The organism is Mesorhizobium sp. P2_C7, assembly GCF_056404515.1.
In genome coordinates, this window is sequence record NZ_JBFUDW010000008.1 from 35,822 (window position 1) to 55,262 (window position 19,441).

The 19,441-nt window shown below is 62.8% G+C and carries 18 protein-coding genes and 1 tRNA gene; 10 read left to right on the plus strand and 9 right to left on the minus strand.

The window, feature by feature from the left end; translation table 11 throughout:
- Positions 1–25 precede the first annotated feature (25 nt).
- A tRNA-Ala gene (locus AC1D2G_RS17915) sits at positions 26–102 on the minus strand.
- A gap of 82 nt (positions 103–184) precedes the next feature.
- Between AC1D2G_RS17915 and AC1D2G_RS17920 the strand changes: the two genes are divergently transcribed.
- A complete protein-coding gene (locus AC1D2G_RS17920; RefSeq protein WP_477415657.1) occupies positions 185–544 on the plus strand; it encodes a YybH family protein in 360 nt (119 codons plus the stop codon).
- Positions 545–665: 121 nt separating this feature from the next.
- Here the strand turns inward: AC1D2G_RS17920 and AC1D2G_RS17925 are convergent, their stop codons facing one another.
- Complete coding sequence (locus AC1D2G_RS17925) at positions 666–968, minus strand: DUF982 domain-containing protein (protein WP_477415659.1); 303 nt, start codon at positions 966–968, stop codon at positions 666–668.
- Positions 969–1,265: 297 nt separating this feature from the next.
- On the opposite strand from AC1D2G_RS17925, the gene AC1D2G_RS17930 reads away from it, so the two are divergent.
- On the plus strand, positions 1,266–2,723 hold the full coding sequence (locus AC1D2G_RS17930; RefSeq protein WP_477415661.1) for an NCS1 family nucleobase:cation symporter-1: 1,458 nt from the start codon (positions 1,266–1,268) through the stop codon (positions 2,721–2,723).
- A 40-nt stretch (positions 2,724–2,763) separates the two neighbouring features.
- Here AC1D2G_RS17930 and AC1D2G_RS17935 read toward each other — a convergent pair whose 3' ends face one another.
- From AC1D2G_RS17935 to tpiA, 5 genes are all read right to left on the minus strand, one after another.
- Complete coding sequence (locus AC1D2G_RS17935; RefSeq protein ID WP_477415663.1) at positions 2,764–3,303, minus strand: DUF1697 domain-containing protein; 540 nt, start codon at positions 3,301–3,303, stop codon at positions 2,764–2,766.
- A gap of 129 nt (positions 3,304–3,432) precedes the next feature.
- The gene (locus AC1D2G_RS17940; protein ID WP_095081390.1) at positions 3,433–5,070 is read right to left on the minus strand and encodes a CTP synthase; all 1,638 of its coding nucleotides are present in this window, start codon (positions 5,068–5,070) and stop codon (positions 3,433–3,435) included.
- Positions 5,071–5,310: 240 nt separating this feature from the next.
- Positions 5,311–6,429 (minus strand): L,D-transpeptidase, encoded by a 1,119-nt coding sequence (locus AC1D2G_RS17945; RefSeq protein WP_477415665.1) that lies wholly within the window; start codon positions 6,427–6,429, stop codon positions 5,311–5,313.
- 211 nt (positions 6,430–6,640) lie between these two features.
- The gene (gene secG, locus AC1D2G_RS17950) at positions 6,641–7,117 is read right to left on the minus strand and encodes a preprotein translocase subunit SecG (RefSeq protein WP_095081396.1); all 477 of its coding nucleotides are present in this window, start codon (positions 7,115–7,117) and stop codon (positions 6,641–6,643) included.
- A gap of 148 nt (positions 7,118–7,265) precedes the next feature.
- Positions 7,266–8,033 (minus strand): triose-phosphate isomerase, encoded by a 768-nt coding sequence (gene tpiA, locus AC1D2G_RS17955; protein ID WP_477288683.1) that lies wholly within the window; start codon positions 8,031–8,033, stop codon positions 7,266–7,268.
- A 143-nt stretch (positions 8,034–8,176) separates the two neighbouring features.
- Here tpiA and AC1D2G_RS17960 point away from each other — a divergent pair, with 143 nt between their 5' ends.
- From AC1D2G_RS17960 to AC1D2G_RS17980, 5 genes are read left to right on the plus strand one after another with little or no spacing between them, the layout of a single operon-like run.
- Positions 8,177–10,069: a SurA N-terminal domain-containing protein gene (locus AC1D2G_RS17960; RefSeq protein ID WP_477415668.1), complete on the plus strand. Its 1,893-nt coding sequence runs from the start codon at positions 8,177–8,179 to the stop codon at positions 10,067–10,069.
- Positions 10,066–11,076: an anthranilate phosphoribosyltransferase gene (gene trpD, locus AC1D2G_RS17965; protein ID WP_477415670.1), complete on the plus strand. Its 1,011-nt coding sequence runs from the start codon at positions 10,066–10,068 to the stop codon at positions 11,074–11,076. The genes AC1D2G_RS17960 and trpD overlap by 4 nt, the downstream gene beginning before the upstream one ends.
- A gap of 3 nt (positions 11,077–11,079) precedes the next feature.
- Positions 11,080–11,892, plus strand: coding sequence for an indole-3-glycerol phosphate synthase TrpC (trpC, locus tag AC1D2G_RS17970; protein WP_477415672.1), 813 nt, complete (start codon positions 11,080–11,082; stop codon positions 11,890–11,892).
- Positions 11,893–11,894: 2 nt separating this feature from the next.
- The gene (moaC, locus tag AC1D2G_RS17975) at positions 11,895–12,377 is read left to right on the plus strand and encodes a cyclic pyranopterin monophosphate synthase MoaC (protein WP_477415674.1); all 483 of its coding nucleotides are present in this window, start codon (positions 11,895–11,897) and stop codon (positions 12,375–12,377) included.
- A complete protein-coding gene (locus AC1D2G_RS17980) occupies positions 12,377–13,582 on the plus strand; it encodes a molybdopterin molybdotransferase MoeA (RefSeq protein ID WP_477415676.1) in 1,206 nt (401 codons plus the stop codon). Before moaC ends, AC1D2G_RS17980 begins: the two co-directional genes overlap by 1 nt.
- 48 nt (positions 13,583–13,630) lie before the next feature.
- Here the strand turns inward: AC1D2G_RS17980 and AC1D2G_RS17985 are convergent, their stop codons facing one another.
- On the minus strand, positions 13,631–14,461 hold the full coding sequence (locus tag AC1D2G_RS17985; protein WP_477415678.1) for an alpha/beta hydrolase: 831 nt from the start codon (positions 14,459–14,461) through the stop codon (positions 13,631–13,633).
- Positions 14,462–14,773: 312 nt separating this feature from the next.
- Between AC1D2G_RS17985 and AC1D2G_RS17990 the strand changes: the two genes are divergently transcribed.
- Both AC1D2G_RS17990 and kynA read left to right on the plus strand, forming a co-directional pair.
- Positions 14,774–16,399, plus strand: coding sequence for an AMP-binding protein (locus tag AC1D2G_RS17990; protein WP_477415679.1), 1,626 nt, complete (start codon positions 14,774–14,776; stop codon positions 16,397–16,399).
- Positions 16,396–17,232, plus strand: a complete 837-nt coding sequence (kynA, locus tag AC1D2G_RS17995) for a tryptophan 2,3-dioxygenase (RefSeq protein WP_477415681.1) — start codon at positions 16,396–16,398, stop codon at positions 17,230–17,232. Before AC1D2G_RS17990 ends, kynA begins: the two co-directional genes overlap by 4 nt.
- A gap of 4 nt (positions 17,233–17,236) precedes the next feature.
- Here the strand turns inward: kynA and kynU are convergent, their stop codons facing one another.
- Positions 17,237–18,484, minus strand: coding sequence for a kynureninase (gene kynU / locus AC1D2G_RS18000; protein WP_477415683.1), 1,248 nt, complete (start codon positions 18,482–18,484; stop codon positions 17,237–17,239).
- A 162-nt stretch (positions 18,485–18,646) separates the two neighbouring features.
- Between kynU and AC1D2G_RS18005 the strand changes: the two genes are divergently transcribed.
- Positions 18,647–19,384: a GntR family transcriptional regulator gene (locus AC1D2G_RS18005; protein WP_477415685.1), complete on the plus strand. Its 738-nt coding sequence runs from the start codon at positions 18,647–18,649 to the stop codon at positions 19,382–19,384.
- Positions 19,385–19,441 lie beyond the last annotated feature (57 nt).

A 19,441-nucleotide genomic window follows, 5' to 3' on the forward strand; every position in this document is an offset into this window, starting at 1 on the left:
CGAGGTTCGCGGTTTCATACCGAAGTGGTGCACCCGACACGATTCGAACGTGTGGCCTCCACCTTGCGAGGGTAGCGCTTTGTCCAGCTGAGCTGCGGGTGCATCCTGCTTACGCTAGTCCCTGGTCCGACACGCCTAGAGCTTTTGCGATATGATTCCGACTGGATGACGTGCGGAGGCCAGCATGGACGACACAGCCGACAGAAAACCTGTCTACGATCCCCAGCAACTGGAGCCGTTGCTGGTTTCGCGGCAGCACGCGGGCGATGTCGACGGCATGACGGCCTTATTCGAACCCGATGCGGTGATCGACCGTGGCGGCGGAAATTTGCTGCGCGGCAAGGAGGCCATTCGCAGCTATTATGCGGAGATCGTCGCGTCCGGACGGAAGTTTGCCGTGGGCGAGCAGCGGCCGGCGCTCGTTTGCGGCGACCTTACCCTCACATCGACCCGACTTCCCGATGGCGACGTGACCAGCGAGGTTGCCCGTCGGCAACGCGACGGCACCTGGTTATGGGTGATCGACCGTTATTCCGTCACCTGAGCCACCAGAGGCAAGCACCTCCGGAGGAGCTTTCGACCAGTGATTTTCGGAGCACATCTCAAACCAGGACCCGCGCCGTCACGGCACGAGACCCTCGCATGACCGTCAAGACAACAGGCCCTTACCGCCGCAGCGCGTACACCTTTGCCATGCTTTCGCTGGCTGCCGGCAACGCCATATCATCGTCGAGAAGGCGCGTGATGCGGGCAAAGCCTGTGAACGCTTTCCTTGCTTCCTCGGGCGACATCTGGCCCGACAAGGCGGCCGAGCAGCAATTGAGCGCGCACTGATAGACTGGACCGCGCCGTCCTGTCGGCCATTTCCTCAAGAACACCATGGCCTCGGCAACACTATCGATTTCCTCAGCAGGATACCCCTGCCCGCGCGAAATTCGCACCGGCGAAAAGAAGTGCAGATAATMCATTATTTCCTCCCGGTTGACCGCGATGCACGCGATCGAACCCTATGAAACGCACCATCCACGGTTTGGTTCCGTGTAAAGAAGCGGAAATCAGAAAAATCGCCATGTGCCGAAATTCGAATCATTCGACCGGCAAACGCAAAACGGCCCACCATTGCGCCCCGTCGATAATCGCAGTTCTCATTGAATATCTTTAAGGCCAAAGCCGGCAAATAGGTTGCTTGTCCGTTCCCCGACGTCAGGCTTACCCTGCGTGCGGCCAACGCGTGAGGGCGCGTGCTGCAAAAGGGGAACATTGCAATGACAATACAGGGTGCTTCACCTGATCTGTATAACGAGGATCTGGCTCCGGCCAAAATTCGAAACTGGGGACCATTCTCGATCTTCAACGTCTGGACGTCGGACGTTCACAGCCTCTGGGGCTACTACCTGGCTGCCAGCCTGTTCCTGTTCTGCGGCGGCTTCGTCAACTTCATAATCGCCATCGGCATCGGTTCGCTGATCATCTACGCGCTGATGAACATGGTCGGTTATGCCGGCGTGAAGACTGGCGTGCCCTATCCCGTGCTCGCCCGCGCCTCATTCGGCATCTGGGGCGCCAATATACCGGCGCTGGTGCGCGCCATCGTCGCCTGCTTCTGGTACGGCGCGCAGACGTCGGCAGCCTCCGGCGCCATCGTGGCACTCTTGATCCGCTCGCAATGGTTCGCCGATCTCAACGCCAACTCGCATTTCCTCGGTCATTCCGGCCTGGAAGTGATCTGCTTCGTCGTTATCTGGGCGCTGCAGCTTCTGATCATCCAGCGCGGCATGGAGACGGTGCGCCGCTTCCAGGATTGGGCGGGTCCGGCGGTCTGGGTGATGATGCTGATCCTGGCGATTTACCTGTGCGTCAAATCCGGAACCTTCGCCTTCACCAGCGACATCCCGATGGACGTGTTATTGGAGAAGACCAAGGATGCGGGCGTGCCGGGCACGCCGGGCTCGTGGACCGCGCTGTTTGCGGTGGCCGCGATCTGGGTGACCTATTTTTCGGCGCTCTATCTCAACTTCTGCGATTTCGCCCGCTATGCGCCCGATCAGGCGTCGCTGCGCAAGGGCAACATCTGGGGCCTGCCGGTCAACCTCATCCTGTTCTCGCTTGTCGCCGGCGTCACCACCATTGCCGCCTACGACGTCTATCACGAAGTACTGCTGCACCCCGACCAGATCTCGGCGAAATTCGACAGCTGGTACCTAGCAGCCCTTGCGGCCCTGACCTTCGCCGTGGCGACGCTTGGCATCAACGTCGTCGCCAACTTCGTGTCGCCGGCCTTCGACTTCTCAAACGTCTTTCCCAGGCAGATCGACTTCAAGAAGGGCGGCTATATCGCGGCGCTGATCGCGCTGGTGCTCTACCCCTTCGCGCCGTGGGAAGGCAGTGCCGCCTCCTTCGTCAACATCATCGGCGCGACGATGGGACCGATCTTCGGGGTGATGATGGTCGACTACTATCTGATCCGCAAAAGTGAGGTCGACGTCGAAGCGCTCTACCGCGAGGACGGCGAGTTCCGCTTCCAGGGCGGCTGGCACGTCAATGCCTTCATCGCCGCCGGCATCGGCGCCATCTTCTCGTCGATCCTGCCCAACTTCACCAACTGGCTGCCGTCCTGGTGGGGTGTCTATGGCTGGTTCTTCGGCGTTGGCATCGCCGGCACCATCTACTACGTGCTGCGCACAGCGGCTTTGGGCGCTGGCGCCAAGACCGCGAAGGCCTGACAGGCATAGGATCCGGGGCGGCGCAAAGCCGCCCCGGATCCTATGCGCCGACCATCTCGGCCAGTTTGCGCACCGTGTTCCAATTGCGCGACGTGCCGATGCCCAGACGTTTGTGGCTCGTTGCCGCCAGGAGCCGTGAACTGGGCCTCTCACGCGAAAAGACAACCCAGATATCGCCACCGACCGACAGCACCTTCTCGTCCGCGGCGGCATAGGCCTGGAGCGCCGCTACAGCATCCACGGGCGCGGGTTTGCGCATCACGCGCACCGCCACCTGGTCGCCGGCTTCGGTGGACTCACGCGGGAACGGATTGCCGGCGGCAAGCGTCCGCCAGTCCTCGGCACCGCGCACGATGATATCGACATGCCTGCCGAAGGTTTTTTCGAAGGCTGCTTCCAGCCGTTGCTCCAGATCAGCGACTGCCGTTGCCGGCGCCTCGAAGACCAGGTTGCCGGTCGCAACCAAGGTGCGAACATTCTTCAGGCCGAGGTCTTCCGCCATCGCCTTCAGGTCGGCCATGACGAGCCGCCGTCCCTCGCCCAGGATGATGCTGTAGAGGAGCGCGACATAGGTCTGCATCGCCTAGAGCCGGATGATTTCAGGTCGATTCGACCTGAAATCTGAATCCGCATCAAAGAGATAGGGCATGATGTCGTCCGAAAACCGCTTCATACTTTTCGGCATCATGCTCTAGCCAGCCAGAAGCCGTTACACCAAGCGGCTCTGTTCCACTGCCGCCTCGATGAAGCTGGCGAACAGCGGATGCGGGTCGAGCGGCCGGCTTTTCAGTTCCGGATGATACTGAACGCCGATGAACCAGGGATGGTCGGGGTATTCGACCGTCTCCGGCAACACGCCATCGGGCGACATGCCGGCAAACACCAGGCCGCAATCCTCGAGCCGCTCCTTGTAATCGACATTGACTTCGTAGCGGTGGCGATGGCGCTCGGAAATCTGCGTATCGCCATAGATCTCGGCGATCTTGGAACCCTTGGCGAGATCGGCCTGATAGGCGCCGAGCCGCATCGTGCCGCCGAGATCACCGGTTTCCCGGCGCTTCTCCAGCATGTTGCCTTTCAGCCATTCGGTCATCAGGCCCACCACCGGTTCCTCGGTTGGGCCGAATTCGGTCGATGAGGCATGCTCGACGCCGGCCAGCGACCGCGCGGCCTCGATGCAGGCCATCTGCATGCCGAAGCAGATGCCGAAATATGGCACCTTGCGTTCACGCGCGAACTTCGCCGCCAGGATCTTGCCTTCGGAGCCACGCTCGCCGAAGCCGCCTGGAACCAGGATGCCATGCACCTTTTCCAGCCAGGGCGTCGGATCTTCCTTTTCGAAGATCTCCGATTCGATCCAGTCGAGCTTGACCTTGACGTGGTTGGCCAGGCCGCCATGCGATAGCGCCTCGATCAACGATTTGTAGGCATCCTTGAGGCCGGTGTATTTGCCGACCACGGCGATGGTGACCTCGCCTTCCGGATTGTGGATGCGGTTGGACACCGCCTGCCAGGGTTCCATGCGCGGCTTCGGCGCCGGATCGATGCCGAACGCGGCCAGCACTTCCGAATCAAGCCCTTCCTTGTGATAGGCCATCGGCACGTCGTAGATATGCGGCACGTCGAGCGCCTGGATAACAGCACTTTCGCGCACATTGCAGAACAGCGACAGTTTTCTGCGCTCTTCTTTCGGAATGGCGCGGTCGGCGCGAACCAGCAGAATGTCGGGCGCGATACCGATGCCGCGCAGTTCCTTGACCGAATGCTGGGTCGGTTTGGTTTTCAGCTCACCCGCCGTCGGAATGTAGGGCATCAGGGTCAGATGCACGTAGACGGCGTTGTTGCGCGGCAGGTCGTTGCCAAGCTGACGGATCGCCTCGAGGAACGGCATCGCCTCGATATCGCCGACCGTGCCGCCGATCTCGCACAGCACGAAATCATAGTCGTCATTGCCGTTGAGGACGAAATTCTTGATCTCGTCGGTAACGTGCGGAATGACCTGCACGGTGGCACCGAGATAGTCGCCGCGCCGCTCGCGCTCGATGATGTTCTTGTAGATGCGGCCGGTAGTGATGTTGTCCTGTTGGTTGGCCGAGCGGCCGGTGAAGCGCTCATAGTGGCCAAGATCGAGATCGGTCTCCGCACCGTCATCGGTGACGAAAACCTCGCCATGCTGGTACGGCGACATCGTGCCTGGATCGACATTGAGGTAGGGGTCGAGTTTTTTGATGCGTGCGCGATAGCCTCGCGCCTGCAAGAGAGCCCCAAGGGCCGCTGCGGCAATGCCTTTTCCAAGTGAGGAAACCACGCCGCCTGTGATGAATACATATCGCGCCATGGGAGTCATCGCTTAACGCGGCCGGATTGATTCCGCCAGAGAAAAAACCGCCGCAAAGGTTTTTTCCCAAGAAGGCGCGATACCCCTATGCATGTCGCCCAAAGCACGAAGCAGTTTTTGGGACAACGACATGCACAAAACAAAGAACTAAAGCGCGTCGATTGAATCCGTTTCAACGCAACGCGCTTGGGGCAAGTCAAAACAAAAGGGCCGGCAAAGGCCGGCCCTTCGGCATGATGGATGCGGGCGTCAGATGATGACGACCTTGGTGCCTACCCTGACGCGGCTGTAAAGGTCCATGACGTGCTCGTTGATCATGCGGAAGCAGCCGTTGGAGGCGCTGGTTCCGATCGACTGCGGCGCGATGGTGCCGTGGATGCGCAGATGCGTGTCTTTCTTGCCGTCATAGAGATAGATGGCGCGGGCGCCGAGCGGGTTCTGGCCACCGCCGGGCATGCCGTCCTTGTACTGCCCATAGTGCTTCGGCTCGCGCTTCTGCATGTCCAGCGTCGGGATCCAACGCGGCCATTCCTGCTTGTCGCCGACCGCGACCGTGCCCTTGAACTGCAAGCCTTCGCGGCCGACCGCAATGGCGTAGCGGCGAGCGGTGGAAGACGATTCGACGAGGTAGAGGCGGCGAGCGCTGGTGTCGATGACAATGGTGCCGGCGTCGTAGCCGGTGAATTCCACGTCCTGCGGCACAAACTCCGGCTTCACCTTGAACTGCTTCTTGGCTTCCTTCTTGGCGAGAGCCTGGTCCAGCGCCCGTGTCTCGGGGAGATATGAGACCGAAGACGAGGAGCTGCCGCCAAAGAGGCCGGCGAACAGGCCGCCGCTCGACTGCTTCTTGCCGATGACTTCGCTGCGCAGCTCGCCATTGTTTCCGGTCAAAGCGACGTTCATCGCTTCGGCGGGGAGTGGCTCAGCCGACTGGATCGGTTCGATCGGCGCAATCGGCTCGATGATGTTGACGGTCTTCTCGGCAGGCTTGGCGTCGGCCACTTCGGTTGCCGAAGCGGTCTTGCCCCTTTTGGCGAGGAACGCTTGCCGTTCCGCCTCGGCCTTGGCCTTGGCCGCTTCGCGCATCGCCAGCTTCCTGGCTTCGAGTGCTTTGGCCTTGGCTGCTTCCTTGTCGGCAACGATCTTGGCCTCGATCTTCTTGATCTGGGCGAGATCGTCCGATGTCGGGCTTTTCTTCTTCTTGAGAAGCTTCAATTGCGCCGCATCACTCTTGACGGCGACGTTGATGGCACTGGTTGTTTCAGCCGATTGATTTGCGGCCATATTGGCCGGCATGCCGGCGAAAGCCGGGGAACTCATGCCGAGTACGGCGCAGAGTCCCATGAAAATGAAGCTGCGAAGCTGCATGGCGAAGATCCGATCGTTCTATGCTTGTTGCCCACGGCGTCGCTCAGCGCCCCCCAAGGGCGCCGGAAATGCCGCGCGCAATCTATAGTCGAATAAGCGCAGACGCCTCAAGGGTAACGCCACATTGCAGGCACTCGAATCTTCGTGATCATGCTGCATTTGCCGCGACTGTGTTCAAACGACAACAGATCGCGGCTTCAGGCGCCGGAGACTACTGGTTCGGGACCTGCGGGGTCGCCGGTGCAGCGGGCGTGGTGCCGTTGGTCGCCGGCTGAGTCGAGCCGGCGGCGGGCGCGGTGGCCGGGGCAGTCGCCGGAGGCGTTGCCGCGGCATCGTTGCCGGACGGCGGCTTCGGCGCGGTGTTGCCGGCGGGCGCCGGAGTGGTCGTGCCGGGCAATTGGTTGAGCACACCCTTGCCGGCGCCGTCAGATGTCGCGGGCACGCGGTCGAGGATGTCGATCGGCTTCTCGCCGTAGCGGGCGACGATCGACAGTGTCAGCGACGTGGCGAAGAAGGCGGCCGCCAGGATCGCCGTCGCACGCGTCAGCGCGTTGGCCGCACCGCGCGCGGTCATGAAGCCGGATCCGCCGCCAATGCCGAGGCCGCCGCCTTCGGAGCGCTGCAGCAGCACCACGCCGACAAGGGCGAGCACGACCATGAGATGGATGACGATCAGTACGGTTTCCATAGTTTATCCTGGCAAGGCCTTGCCCGGTCGCGGACCGACCGGTGAATTGGAGGCGGCTCAATACAATGCTTTGATGGCATTTCCAAGCCCGTGGCCGGAATATGGGAAGCAACGCTCCCTTTGCAACGATTTCCGGCGCCGTCCACCCCTAGGCGATGCTGCGATAAGCCTCGGCGATGGCAAGGAAGTCGGCCGCTTTCAGGCTGGCGCCGCCGACCAGCGCTCCGTCGACATTCCTGACGCCGAGCAGTTCGACCGCGTTGGAAGGCTTGACCGAGCCGCCATAGAGAATGCGCATCTTGGCCGCTACGCCGTCGAGTTTTTCCGACAGCTTTTCGCGGATATGTGCATGTGCTTCGGCCACATCGGTCGCGGTCGGCGTCAGGCCGGTGCCGATCGCCCACACTGGCTCATAGGCAATGACGGTGTTGGACGGGGTGGCGCTTGGCGGTACCGAGCCGGCGACCTGCCGCGACAGCACATCGAGCGTGGCGCCCGCTTCACGCTGCTGCTGCGTCTCGCCAATGCAAATGATGGCCACAAGCCCGGCGCGCCAGGCGGCTGAAGCCTTGGCCTGGACCGTCGCGTCATCCTCACCGCGTTGCTCGCGGCACTCGGAATGGCCGACGATGACATGGCTCGCGCCGGCATCCTTCAGCATTTCCGCCGAGATGCAGCCCGTGTAGGCGCCGCTTTCCTTGGTGTGGCAATCCTCGCCGCCGGCGTGGACCGGCGTGCGTGACAGAATCTCGGCTGCGTGGGCAAGCAGGGTTGCGGGAACGCAAACCAGCGCTTCGGTCTCCGCATCAAGCCCACTCATGAAACCGTTGCCGATCATCCTGAGCTCGTTGAGCGAGGCACTGGTGCCGTTCATTTTCCAGTTGCCGGCGACGAGCGGGCGAATTCCTGGCGTCATGGGTTGCTTCTCCGGGCGATATCAGGCTCTGGCCCTCACTACCAAAATCAGGCCACAAAGCAATCGACAGTGGACCGGAAGGGCGCTATTGCGCTTGTTTCAGACTCGGCGCATGCGAAAATGCGCATAAATCGGAAGTAACGATGCTTGGTGTATTGAGAAGCGCGGCGGGTACCTGGGTCGCGAAGGGTCTACTAGTGTTGCTGGTGCTCAGCTTTTTAGTCTGGGGCATTTCCGGACGGCTGATGGGCGGTTTCGCCGGCCACGATTCGGTTATTTTCGCCGGCGGCACCAAGGTGTCGATCAACGAATACCGTCTCGCCTATGACCGCCAGCTCGCCGTCATGTCGCAGCAATTCGGCCAGCGCCTCACCCACGAACAGGCAAAGGCGCTCGGCATCGACAACCAGGTGCTGGCGCAGCTCGTCTCGGGAGCCGTTCTCGACGAACAGGCCCGCAAGCTGGGCCTCGGCCTCTCCAAGGACCGGCTGGCCGAGCTGACGCGCGAAGATCCGGCCTTCAAGGGTCCTGGCGGCCAGTTCGACAGGCGAACGTTCGAATATATGTTGCAGCAGATTGGCATGCGGCCTGCGGATTATTTGAAGAACCGTGCCCAGGTGGCGGTGCGCCAGCAGATCGTCGAGGCGGTCTCGGATGGCCTCAAGGCGCCTGATGCTTTCTTCAAGGCGGTCGCGCTCTATCGCGGCGAAGACCGCACCATCGACTATTTGACGCTGCCCAAGGCACTGGTCGAGCCGATCGGGGCGCCGTCCGACAGCGTGCTCTCGGCCTATTTCGACGCCAACAAGAAGACATACGCGGCACCCGAATACCGCAAATTCTCCTATGTCCGCCTCGAGCCGGTCGACATCATGGATACGACCGCCGTAACCGACCAACAGGTCAGCGACGACTACAACAAGAACAAGGCGCGCTACACGACGCCGGAGCTGCGCACCATCGAGCAGCTTGTGTTCAAGACGCCTGACGCGGCCAAGGCCGCGCTCGATTCGCTCAAGGCCGGCGCCACCTTCGACAAGCTTGTCACGGCGGAAGGCAAGACCCCGGCCGATACGTTGCTCGGCACGCTGGCCAAGGACAAGATCGCCGACAAGGCGGTCGCCGACGCGGCCTTCGCACTCAATGCGAATGAAGTCAGCCCGGTCGTGCAGGGCGCCTTCGGTCCGGTGCTGCTGCGCGTCACCGAAATCAAGCCCCAGGTGGTGAAGCCGCTGGCCGAAGTGTCCGACCAGATCCGCAAGGATCTGGCGTTGAGCGAGGCAAGTCGCATCCTCCTGGACGTGCGTGACAATTACGAAGACACCCGCGCCGCTGGCGGCTCGCTGGCCGACGCCGCCACCAAGTTGAAGCTGAAGATCGTCACCATCGACGCCATCGATCGCAGTGGCCTGAGACCTGACGCAAGCATCGTCAAGGACCTGCCGCAGTCGCCGGAATTGATCAAGGCTGTCTTCGACGCTGAACCCAACACGGAAAACGACGCCTTGACCACGGCGGACAACGGTTTCGTTTTCTACGAAGTGGCTTCCATCACACCGGCTCGCGACCGCACGTTGGACGAGGCTCGCCAGAAAGTCGTCGCCGACTGGACCGCCGCCGAAACAACCAAGCGGCTCACCGCCAAGGCCGACGAGCTCGAAAAACGGCTCAAGGCCGGCGCCACGCTCGACGTCATCGCCGGCGAACTGAAGCTGGAAAAGCAGACCAAACGCGGTGTCAAGCGCGAGGCCGATGATGTCGACTTCGGCAAGGAGGGCGCGGCAGCGATGTTCGGCGTTGGCGAAGGCGGCACCGGGCTGATCCCCTCGCCAACCGGCGACGGACAGATCCTGTACAAGGTCGCCGAAGTGTTCGAGCCCGCCGGAGCTGACGCCAGCTCCGTGCCGGAAGACGCACAGAAATCCTTCACCTCCGGCATGTCTGACGATCTGCTCGACCAGTTGGTGGCGCAGTTGCAGACGCAATTCGACGTTCGCATCGACCAGGCCGCCGTCGCCCAAGCCTCGACAAGATGAGCGCGCTGAAAACCCATATCGCCAAGGTCGCGACCGGAAGCGCGCTTTCCTTCGAGGAAGCGCGCGAGGCCTTCGACATCATCATGTCGGGCGACGCAACGCCCGGCCAGATCGGTGGCTTCCTGATGGCGCTGCGCGTGCGCGGCGAGACAGTGAGCGAGATTTCCGGCGCCGTCGCCACCATGCGCGCCAAGATGCTGCGCGTCGAGGCGCCGGTCGGCGCCATCGACATCGTCGGCACCGGCGGTGACAATTCCCACAGCGTCAACATCTCGACGGGCTCGGCGTTTGTTATTGCCGGCAGCGGCGTGCCGGTTGCCAAGCACGGCAATCGCGGGCTGTCGTCGCTGACAGGGGCCGCCGACGTGCTGGTCGCACTCGGGGTCAAGATCGATATCTCGCCCGAATTCATCGGCCGCTGCATCCATGAGGCGGGCGTTGGCTTCATGTTCGCGCCCGCACACCATCCGGCGATGAAGCATGTCGGTCCGACCCGCGTCGAACTCGGCACCCGCACCATCTTCAACCTGCTTGGGCCCCTCTCCAACCCGGCTGGCGTCAAGCGGCAGATGGTCGGTGTGTTCCTGCCCGAATGGATCCTGCCGGTGGCCGAGACGCTGAAAGCGCTGGGCGCCGAGCATGCCTGGGTTGCCCACGGCGACGGCTATGATGAGATCACCACCACCGGCGAGACCCATGTCGCCGAACTGATCGCCGGTGAGATCCGCAGCTTTACGCTGACCCCGGAAGCGGTTGGACTGGCGCGCCACACCAAGGATGAGTTGCGTGGCGGCGACGCAGCCTACAACGCCGACGCATTGCGCGATATGCTGAGCGGCGCTGCCGGCGCCTATCGCGACACCGTGCTGATGAATGCCGGCGCCGGACTTGTGGTCGCGGGCAAGGCGACGACACTTGGCGACGGCATCGCGCTCGCCGCGCAAGCCATCGACAGTGGCCGCGCGCTGCAGGTGCTTGACCGGCTGATCGAGATTTCGAACGGGTAGAGCGTGTCTGACATTCTTCGCAAGATCGAGGCCTACAAACGCGACGAGATCGCGGCGGCAAAGGCACGTGTGCCGCTGGCCGAGATCAAGGCGCGGGCCAAAGATGCCGAGGCACCGCGCGGCTTTCTTGCCGCGCTCGAGACCAAGCGCAAATCCGGCGCCTTCGCGCTGATCGCCGAGATCAAGAAGGCAAGCCCCTCCAAGGGCCTGATCCGCGCCGATTTTGACCCGCCGGCATTGGCGCAGGCCTATGCGAAAGGCGGCGCCGCCTGTCTTTCGGTGCTGACCGACGCGCCGTCGTTCCAGGGCGCGCCTGGATTTCTCACCAGCGCGCGAGCAGCCGTCGCCCTGCCCGCTTTGCGCAAGGATTTTTTGTTCGACCCATACCAGGTCTACGAAGCCCGCGCCTGGGGCGCGGACGCCATCCTGATCATCATGGCCAGCGTCGACGATGCTTTGGCCAGCGACCTCGAATCGACGGCGTTTGAACTCGGCATGGATGCGCTGGTCGAAGTGCATGACGAAGCCGAGACGCAGCGCGCGCTAAAACTGTCGTCGCGGCTGATCGGTATCAACAACCGCAATCTCAGAACATTCGAGACCAGTCTCGAAACCTCGGAGCGGCTGGCGTCGATGGTACCGGCCGACCGCCTGCTGGTCAGCGAAAGCGGCATTTTCTCGCATGACGATTGCCTCAGATTGAAAAAGAGCGGCATCGGTACCTTCCTTGTCGGCGAAAGCCTGATGCGGCAACAGGACGTCACCACGGCGACGCGCCTGCTTCTGACGGGCAAGGCGCCGGTCGAGGCCGTCTGACGATGGCGGTCGCCCTCACCCATCTCGGCGCGCAGGGCGAGGCCAACATGGTCGATGTCGGCGACAAGGCGGAGACGACGCGTACCGCAATTGCCGAGGGTTTTGTCGCGATGCAGCCCGAGACGCTGACCATGATTCTCGAGGGCAACGCCAAGAAGGGCGATGTGCTTGGCACTGCGCGCATCGCCGGCATCATGGCGGCGAAGAAAGCGCATGAGTTGATTCCGCTCTGCCATCCGCTGCTCCTTACGAAAGTTTCCGTCGACATCGAGCCCGACCAAGCTTTGCCTGGCCTGAAGGTCACGGCGCTGGCGCGTGTCACCGGCAAGACGGGCGTCGAGATGGAAGCGTTGACAGCCGCTTCGGTGGCCTGCCTCACAATCTACGACATGGCCAAGGCGGTGGACCGCGCCATGGTCATCTCCGGCATCCGATTGGTCGAAAAGACCGGCGGCAAGTCGGGCGACTACAGAGTGGACGCCTGATGGCGCTGGTTCCGGTCGCCGAGGCGCTCGAACGCCTGCTTGAGGGTGCAGCACCTTTGGCGGGCGAAAGCGTTCCGCTGTTCGAGGCTGTTGACCGTGTGCTGGCCGAACCGGTCGCAGCGCTCCGCACCCAGCCACCTTTCGACGCTTCAGCCATGGATGGCTACGCGGTGCGCGCCGTCGATGTGGCGTCGGTGCCATCCAGACTTTCCGTGATCGGCATGGCGCCTGCCGGGCGTGGCTTTGACGGCACGGTCGGCAAGGCACAGGCTGTGCGTATCTTCACCGGTGCGCCGCTGCCTGAAGGCGCCGACACCATCGTTATCCAGGAGAATGTCCGCGACCTCGGTGGTGGTGATGTCGAAGTCATCGAACGGACGGCGGAGTGGCGCAACATCCGCCGCGTCGGCCTCGACTTCTCGAAAGGCGACGTCCTGCTGGAAAAAGGCCGCGTGCTCGATCCGGCGGCATTGTCGCTGGCGGCGTCGGCCAACCATCCACGGGTCAACGTGGTGAAACGGCCGCTGGTCGCCATCATCGCCACCGGCGACGAATTGTTGCCGCCCGGCAGCGAACTCGGGCAGGACCAGATCATCTCGTCCAATGCCTATGGTGTCGCCGCGGCGGCGCAGTCGGTCGGCGCTCGTGCGCTCGATCTCGGCATTGCCGCCGACCGCAAGGAGGCCATCGCCGTGTTGGTGCGGAAGGCGGTCGCGGCCGGCGCGGACGTTATCGTCACGCTGGGCGGGGCCTCGGTCGGCGACCATGATCTGATCCACGACGTGCTGACCGGCGAAGGCATGACGCTCGGCTTCTGGAAGATCGCCATGCGCCCCGGCAAGCCGCTGATGTTCGGCCGCCTCGGCGACATCAGATGCATCGGCCTGCCCGGCAATCCGGTGGCAAGCCTGGTCTGCTCGCAGCTGTTCCTGAAGCCACTGCTGGCGCGACTTGGCGGCCGCGAACACCGCCAGGACATTCGTCCGGCGCGACTGGGCGCTGCGATGCCGGCCAATGATTTGCGCCAGGACTATGTGCGGGCGGTGGTCCGGGACGAAGACGGCGGGCCGGTGGCGACGCCGTTCGGCATACAGGATTCTTCGATGCTGAGAATGCTGGCTGACGCCAACGGGCTGATCGTGCGGGCACCATTTGCCCCAGCAGCGACCGCTGGCGAAGCTTGCAGCGTACTGATGTTACGCTGAAGATTCGCCAAACAAGCCATCGATAACAAGCCAAAACTGGACTCGTCTCTATTCCGAGATCAAGGTCCGGGTCAGTGGATGCGCCGGATCGGCGAGGCCGTCAACGATACTGTAATGGTGCCGGTCGGGCTCGACCACGGTAGAGGTCGTGGCATCGAGGCCGGTCCAGATATTGGCAAGCAAGGCGTTCTGGCGCAGGAACTCCGCGCGTTCACCACCACCGGCCCAACAGGTGATGCGGGCACCATCCATGGGACGCAACAGCGCCGGGCTTTCGGTCAGCGCCTCCTGCTCGTCGATTGCCAGTGTCGCGTTCATCTCGGTGCGCATGATCGGGCGCAGGTCGTGGAGGCCCGAAATCGAAACGACGTGGCGTATGCGCCGCGCCACATCGGCCGACAGCGGCGTTGTCGCCGTGACCATGCGGCTGGCGAGATGTCCGCCGGCCGAATGGCCGGTCAACATCAGCGGCCCGTCGACCAGTCCTGCCGCCTTGCCGATCGCCTCGCCGATCTCTTGGACGATGCCGGCGATGCGGATTTCGGGACAGAGCGTGTAGGAGGGCATCGCCACGGCAAAGCCGCTGCTGACGGCACCGTTGGCGAGATGCGACCAGAAACTCTTGTCGAACGCCATCCAGTAACCGCCATGGATGAACACCACCAATCCCTTGGGTGTGGCACTGGGTAGGAAAAGATCAAGGCGATTGCGCCGTCCGCCGCCATAGGTGATGTCGAGCCGTGCCCGGCCCTCTGACGAAAGCGCGTCACGAAACGCTTGCGCCGGCTCCACCCACGCGGTCGGCCAGCGGTCGCTGCCGGCGATGTTCGCGCTGTTGGCGTAGGCATTGTCCCAATCGGCAATGCGATGTCTAGGCATCGGCATCCTCCCCCAAAACGGCATCGTTTCTGCGCTAGCAATGGCCACCGCCACGCCATGCGTCAATGCTCCATGGCAAAAACATTTTAGGCTTGAAACAAATTTCGACTGGTGCGATCCTGCCGTCACGAACAGCCGACAATGGGAGGTCTGCTGTGCTGCCCAAACTTGGAGATGTCGGCCCTTTTGGGTCGTGTCGAGCAAGGTGCGACTGGCAACACAAAAACCTCCTCAAAAGCAGGACCTTGAGATCCACCCCAATAAGCCAGGCGCCTCGCGCACTGGCCAGGCAGCAGACAGGATAGCGGCGACATGCTTGGGCCTTCAGCGCATATCGACACGTTCACGCGCGATCACCTGCCGCCGCCGGAGCAATGTCCGGACTTCCTGCTAGACGGTTTCGACTATCCCGAACATCTCAACGCCGGCGTCGAACTCACCGACAGGCTGGTCGAGAAGGGCCTGGGTGACCACACCGCGCTGATCGGCAATGGCCGCCGCCGCACCTACAAGGAACTGTCCGACTGGACGAACAGGCTGGCCCACGCGCTGGTCGAAAACTACGGCGTCAAGCCGGGCAACCGGGTGCTGATCCGCTCGGCCAACAACCCCGCCATGGTCGCCTGCTGGCTGGCCGCCACCAAGGTCGGCGCCGTGGTCGTCAACACCATGCCGATGCTGCGCGCCGGCGAGCTCGCCAAGATCGTCGACAAGGCGGAAATCACGATCGCGCTTTGCGACACCAGGCTGATGGACGAGATGACCGCTTGCGCCAAGGACAGCGCGTTCCTCAAGCAGGTCATCGGCTTCGACGGCACCGCCAACCATGATGCCGAACTTGATCGCGCCACCCTCGACAAGTCGGTCGTTTTCAGCGCCGTCAACACTGGCCGCGACGACGTCGCGCTGCTTGGCTTCACCTCGGGCACGACAGGCGTGCCGAAGGCAACGATGCATTTCCACCGCGACCTCCTGATCATCGCCGACGCCTATGCCCGCGAAATCCTCCAGGTGACGCCAGACGACATCTTTGTCGGCTCGCCGCCATTGGCTTTCACCTTTGGCCTTGGCGGCCTCGCCATCTTTCCCCTGCGCTTCGGTGCGGCGGCGACGCTGCTCGAACAGGCGACGCCACCCAACATGATCCACATCATCGAGACCTACAAAGCGACCATCTCCTTCACCGCGCCGACCGCCTATCGCGCCATGCTGAAGGCCATGGATGAGGGTGCCGACCTGTCATCGCTGCGCGTCGCCGTTTCGGCCGGCGAGACCTTGCCCGCTCCGGTCTTCGAGGAGTGGACGCAGAAGACCGGCAAGCCGATCCTCGACGGCATCGGCGCCACTGAAATGCTGCACATCTTCATCTCCAACCGCTTCGACGATATGAAGCCTGCGTCGACCGGCAAGCCGGTGGGAGGCTACGAGGCTCGCATTGTCGATGACCAGATGCACGAGGTGCCGCGCGGCGCGACCGGCAGGCTGGCGGTGCGCGGCCCGACCGGCTGCCGCTACATGGCCGACGACAGGCAGAAGGAATACGTCCGCGACGGCTGGAACCTCACCGGCGACACCTTCACCCAGGACGAAAACGGCTTCTTCCATTTCGCCGCCCGCTCCGACGACATGATCGTCAGCGCCGGCTATAACATCGCCGGCCCCGAGGTCGAGGCAGCGCTGCTGGCGCACCCGGACGTCGCCGAATGCGCTGTCATCGGCGCTGAGGATGCCGAACGCGGCCAGATCGTCGAGGCGCATGTTGTGTTGGTGCAAGGTGTGGCACGTGACGCGATGACCATCAAGCGCCTGCAGGACCATGTCAAAGCGACGATCGCGCCCTACAAATACCCGCGATCCGTGAAGTTCATTGCTGCGTTGCCCAAGACGCAGACCGGCAAAATCCAGCGCTTCCGGCTGCGCACGGAGAAAATCAGTTGAGCGAACCATACGATCCGGCGTCCGAAGGCGCACAGATGTCGTTCAAGGAGCGCATGTCCTACAGCGACTATCTGCACCTGGAGAAAGTGCTGGAAGCCCAGACGCCGCTGTCGTCGGCGCATGACGAGATGCTGTTCATCATCCAGCATCAGACCTCCGAGCTCTGGATGAAGCTTGCCCTGCACGAGATCGGTGCCGCGATCCGCTCGATCCGCGCCGACCGCCTCGAGCCGAGCTTCAAGATGCTGTCGCGCGTCGCCCGCATCTTCGAGCAGTTGAACAACGCCTGGGACGTGCTGCGGACGATGACACCCAGCGAATACACCGAGTTCCGAGACGCGCTCGGCCAATCCTCGGGTTTCCAGTCCTGGCAGTATCGCGCCATCGAGTTCATGGCCGGCAACCGCAACCTCGCCATGCTCGGCCCGCACAAGCACCGGCCGGACCTCAGCGGGAAGCTTGAGGCGATCCTGGCCGAACCGTCGCTCTACGACGAAGCGCTGCTGCTGCTCGCCCGCAACGGATTCGACATCGGTGCTGACGCCAACCGTACCGACTGGCGTGAGACGCGCACCGAGAATGAAGCGGTCCTGGTCGCCTGGCAGACAGTCTACCGCGACCCGCAGCGCTACTGGATGTTCTACGAGCTGGCTGAAAAACTGGTCGACTTCGAGGATTATTTCCGCCGCTGGCGCTTCAACCACGTAACCACGGTCGAACGCATCATCGGCCTGAAGCGCGGCACCGGTGGCACGTCGGGTGCGTCCTACCTGAAGAAGATTCTCGAGGTCGTCCTGTTTCCGGAACTCTGGACAGTTCGCACCCGGCTCTAGCTTCTCAGGTCACCGCGGTTTTGACCGCGAAACGCGCGTCTTGCCAGGCACCCGTGCGCAGGATGTCTTCCAGCACCTCGACCGCCTGCCAGACATCCTTGTAGCCGACATAGAGCGGCGTGAAGCCGAAGCGGATGGTCGAAGGCGCGCGGAAATCGCCGATCACCCCGCGCTCGATCAAGGCCCGCATCACCTGGTAGCCGCTGGGGTGGATGAATGACACCTGGCTGCCGCGCTCTTTGCCGTTGCGCGGACTTTCAAGCTCGAGCCCGTAGGCGCCGCACCTAGCTTCGACCAGTTGGATGAACAGGTCGGTCAGCGCGATACTCTTTTGGCGCACCGCGGTCATATCGACGTCGTTCCACAGGTCAAGCGCGCCCTTGAGCGCCCGCATCGACAGCACCGGCTGCGTGCCGCACAGGAACCGGCGGATGCCGATGCCGGCGGCATAGCCCTGTTCGAAGGCGAACGGCCGCGCATGCCCCCACCAGCCGCTGAGCGGCTGATAGACATCACCATGGTGCCGCTGTGCGGCATAGATGAAGGCTGGCGAACCCGGGCCGCCATTGAGGTACTTGTAGGTGCAGCCGATGGCGAAATCGGCATTGGCGCCGTCGAGTTCGACTGGCAGCGCACCGGCAGTGTGGCAGAGATCCCAGACGATTAGCGCGCCGGCCTGATGGGCCTTGCGCGTCAGCGCCGCCATGTCGCGCAACTGGCCGGATTTGTAGTTGACGTGGTTGACCAGGATAACGGCGACGCGCTCATCGATCAGCTCCTCGATGTCAGGCGCGTCGACGCCCTCGAGCCGCAGGACCGCACCGGGCCGCGTCGAAGCTACGCCCTCGGCCATGTAGAGATCGGTTGGGAAGCTGTCGCCCTCGGCGACGATGACCGACCGATCCGGCCGCATTGCGAGCGCCGCATGCAGCACCTTGTAGATATTGATCGACGTCGTATCGCAGACCACAGTCTGGCCGGCCGCGGCGCCGATCAGGCGTCCGAGCTGGTCGCCGAGTTCGACCGGCATGTCGAACCAGCCGGCGGTGTTCCAGGCACGGATGAGATCCTGCGCCCATTCCTGTGTCGCGGCCTTGTTCAGTTCGTCGAAGACGGCGGGTGAAGCCGCGCCAAGCGAATTGCCGTCGAGGTAGATCACCCCTTGCGGCAAGACGAAACGATCGCGCATGGCGCGCAGCGGGTCCGCGGCGTCCATCGCCTCGATTGCAGCGAGATCGGGAGTTGCATTCATGGTCGACTATCCCCGCGCATGGGCGTGCTCAGATGAACATATCAGGTGAAACCGTTGGCGATCATGGGCAGTCCCTTGGGTGTTGTCAAACATTATATATAATTTACGCAATGGAAGGATTTCATATATAATCACCCGACCAATTGGTACGGATGGTCGGCAATGCTGGACGACGAGCACTTCTCGAAGACAGAAGCAGCCTACAAGCTGCTGCGCCGCGATATCCTCACCACCCGTCTGAAGCCCGGCGCGCCGCTCAAGCTCAGCGCGTTGCGCAACAGCTACGGCATCGGCTGGACACCGCTGCGCGAGGCACTCTCGCGGTTGGAGGCCGAGCGCCTGGTGACCGCCATCAGCAATCGCGGCTTTGCCGTCGCCGCGGTCTCGCGCAACGAGTTGGAAGATCTGTCACGCGCCAGGTTGGTGGTTGAACTGCCTCTGCTCCAGGAATCGATCGAGAAAGGCGGCCGTGAATGGGAGGACGCCGTCGTTGCCGCCCATTACAGGCTGTCGCGCAGCAGGACCGCGGTCGACGACCCGTCCGACGAAGTGGTCGACGAATGGGATGAAAAGCACGAGGCTTTCCACGCGGCACTGCTCAGCGCGGCGGCGTCCCCCTGGCTGCTGGCCTTCCACTCCACGATCGCGGATCAGTTGCGTCGCCATCACCGCTTTCTTGGCCTGGCGCCAACCTTGCGGGCGGCCGCCGGTCTCCAGCATGGCTACGAAGAGGCCATGGAGGCGCTGCGCCAGGCCGTCGCGATCGAACATCATACCGCGCTCATGGAAGCGGCGCTGGATCGCGACATCGAGCGCGCGAAAACCCTGATGGTTGCCCACATCGGCTACACGCTGCATGTCTATGTCCATGCCGGCGACGGCAGCACAAACAAGCGGTAATGCGACGAGGAACAAGGCAAGGCCGATACCGGCAATTCCTCCGCCAAAGTTGGCATT

What these genes read in the sequence shown, in the direction of transcription:
- tpiA (WP_477288683.1), bottom strand. Translation starts at nt 8,033, where the DNA reads ATGACGCCAGGAATTCGCCCGCTCGTCGCCGGCAACTGGAAAATGAAC.
- trpD (WP_477415670.1), top strand. Translation starts at nt 10,066, where the DNA reads ATGAGCGCGCTGAAAACCCATATCGCCAAGGTCGCGACCGGAAGCGCG.
- kynU (WP_477415683.1), bottom strand. Translation starts at nt 18,484, where the DNA reads ATGAATGCAACTCCCGATCTCGCTGCAATCGAGGCGATGGACGCCGCG.
- AC1D2G_RS17930 (WP_477415661.1), top strand. Translation starts at nt 1,266, where the DNA reads ATGACAATACAGGGTGCTTCACCTGATCTGTATAACGAGGATCTGGCT.
- moaC (WP_477415674.1), top strand. Translation starts at nt 11,895, where the DNA reads ATGGCGGTCGCCCTCACCCATCTCGGCGCGCAGGGCGAGGCCAACATG.
- AC1D2G_RS17960 (WP_477415668.1), top strand. Translation starts at nt 8,177, where the DNA reads ATGCTTGGTGTATTGAGAAGCGCGGCGGGTACCTGGGTCGCGAAGGGT.
- AC1D2G_RS17945 (WP_477415665.1), bottom strand. Translation starts at nt 6,429, where the DNA reads ATGCAGCTTCGCAGCTTCATTTTCATGGGACTCTGCGCCGTACTCGGC.
- AC1D2G_RS17990 (WP_477415679.1), top strand. Translation starts at nt 14,774, where the DNA reads ATGCTTGGGCCTTCAGCGCATATCGACACGTTCACGCGCGATCACCTG.
- secG (WP_095081396.1), bottom strand. Translation starts at nt 7,117, where the DNA reads ATGGAAACCGTACTGATCGTCATCCATCTCATGGTCGTGCTCGCCCTT.
- AC1D2G_RS17980 (WP_477415676.1), top strand. Translation starts at nt 12,377, where the DNA reads ATGGCGCTGGTTCCGGTCGCCGAGGCGCTCGAACGCCTGCTTGAGGGT.
- AC1D2G_RS17940 (WP_095081390.1), bottom strand. Translation starts at nt 5,070, where the DNA reads ATGACTCCCATGGCGCGATATGTATTCATCACAGGCGGCGTGGTTTCC.
- AC1D2G_RS17935 (WP_477415663.1), bottom strand. Translation starts at nt 3,303, where the DNA reads ATGCAGACCTATGTCGCGCTCCTCTACAGCATCATCCTGGGCGAGGGA.
- AC1D2G_RS17920 (WP_477415657.1), top strand. Translation starts at nt 185, where the DNA reads ATGGACGACACAGCCGACAGAAAACCTGTCTACGATCCCCAGCAACTG.
- AC1D2G_RS18005 (WP_477415685.1), top strand. Translation starts at nt 18,647, where the DNA reads ATGCTGGACGACGAGCACTTCTCGAAGACAGAAGCAGCCTACAAGCTG.
- AC1D2G_RS17985 (WP_477415678.1), bottom strand. Translation starts at nt 14,461, where the DNA reads ATGCCTAGACATCGCATTGCCGATTGGGACAATGCCTACGCCAACAGC.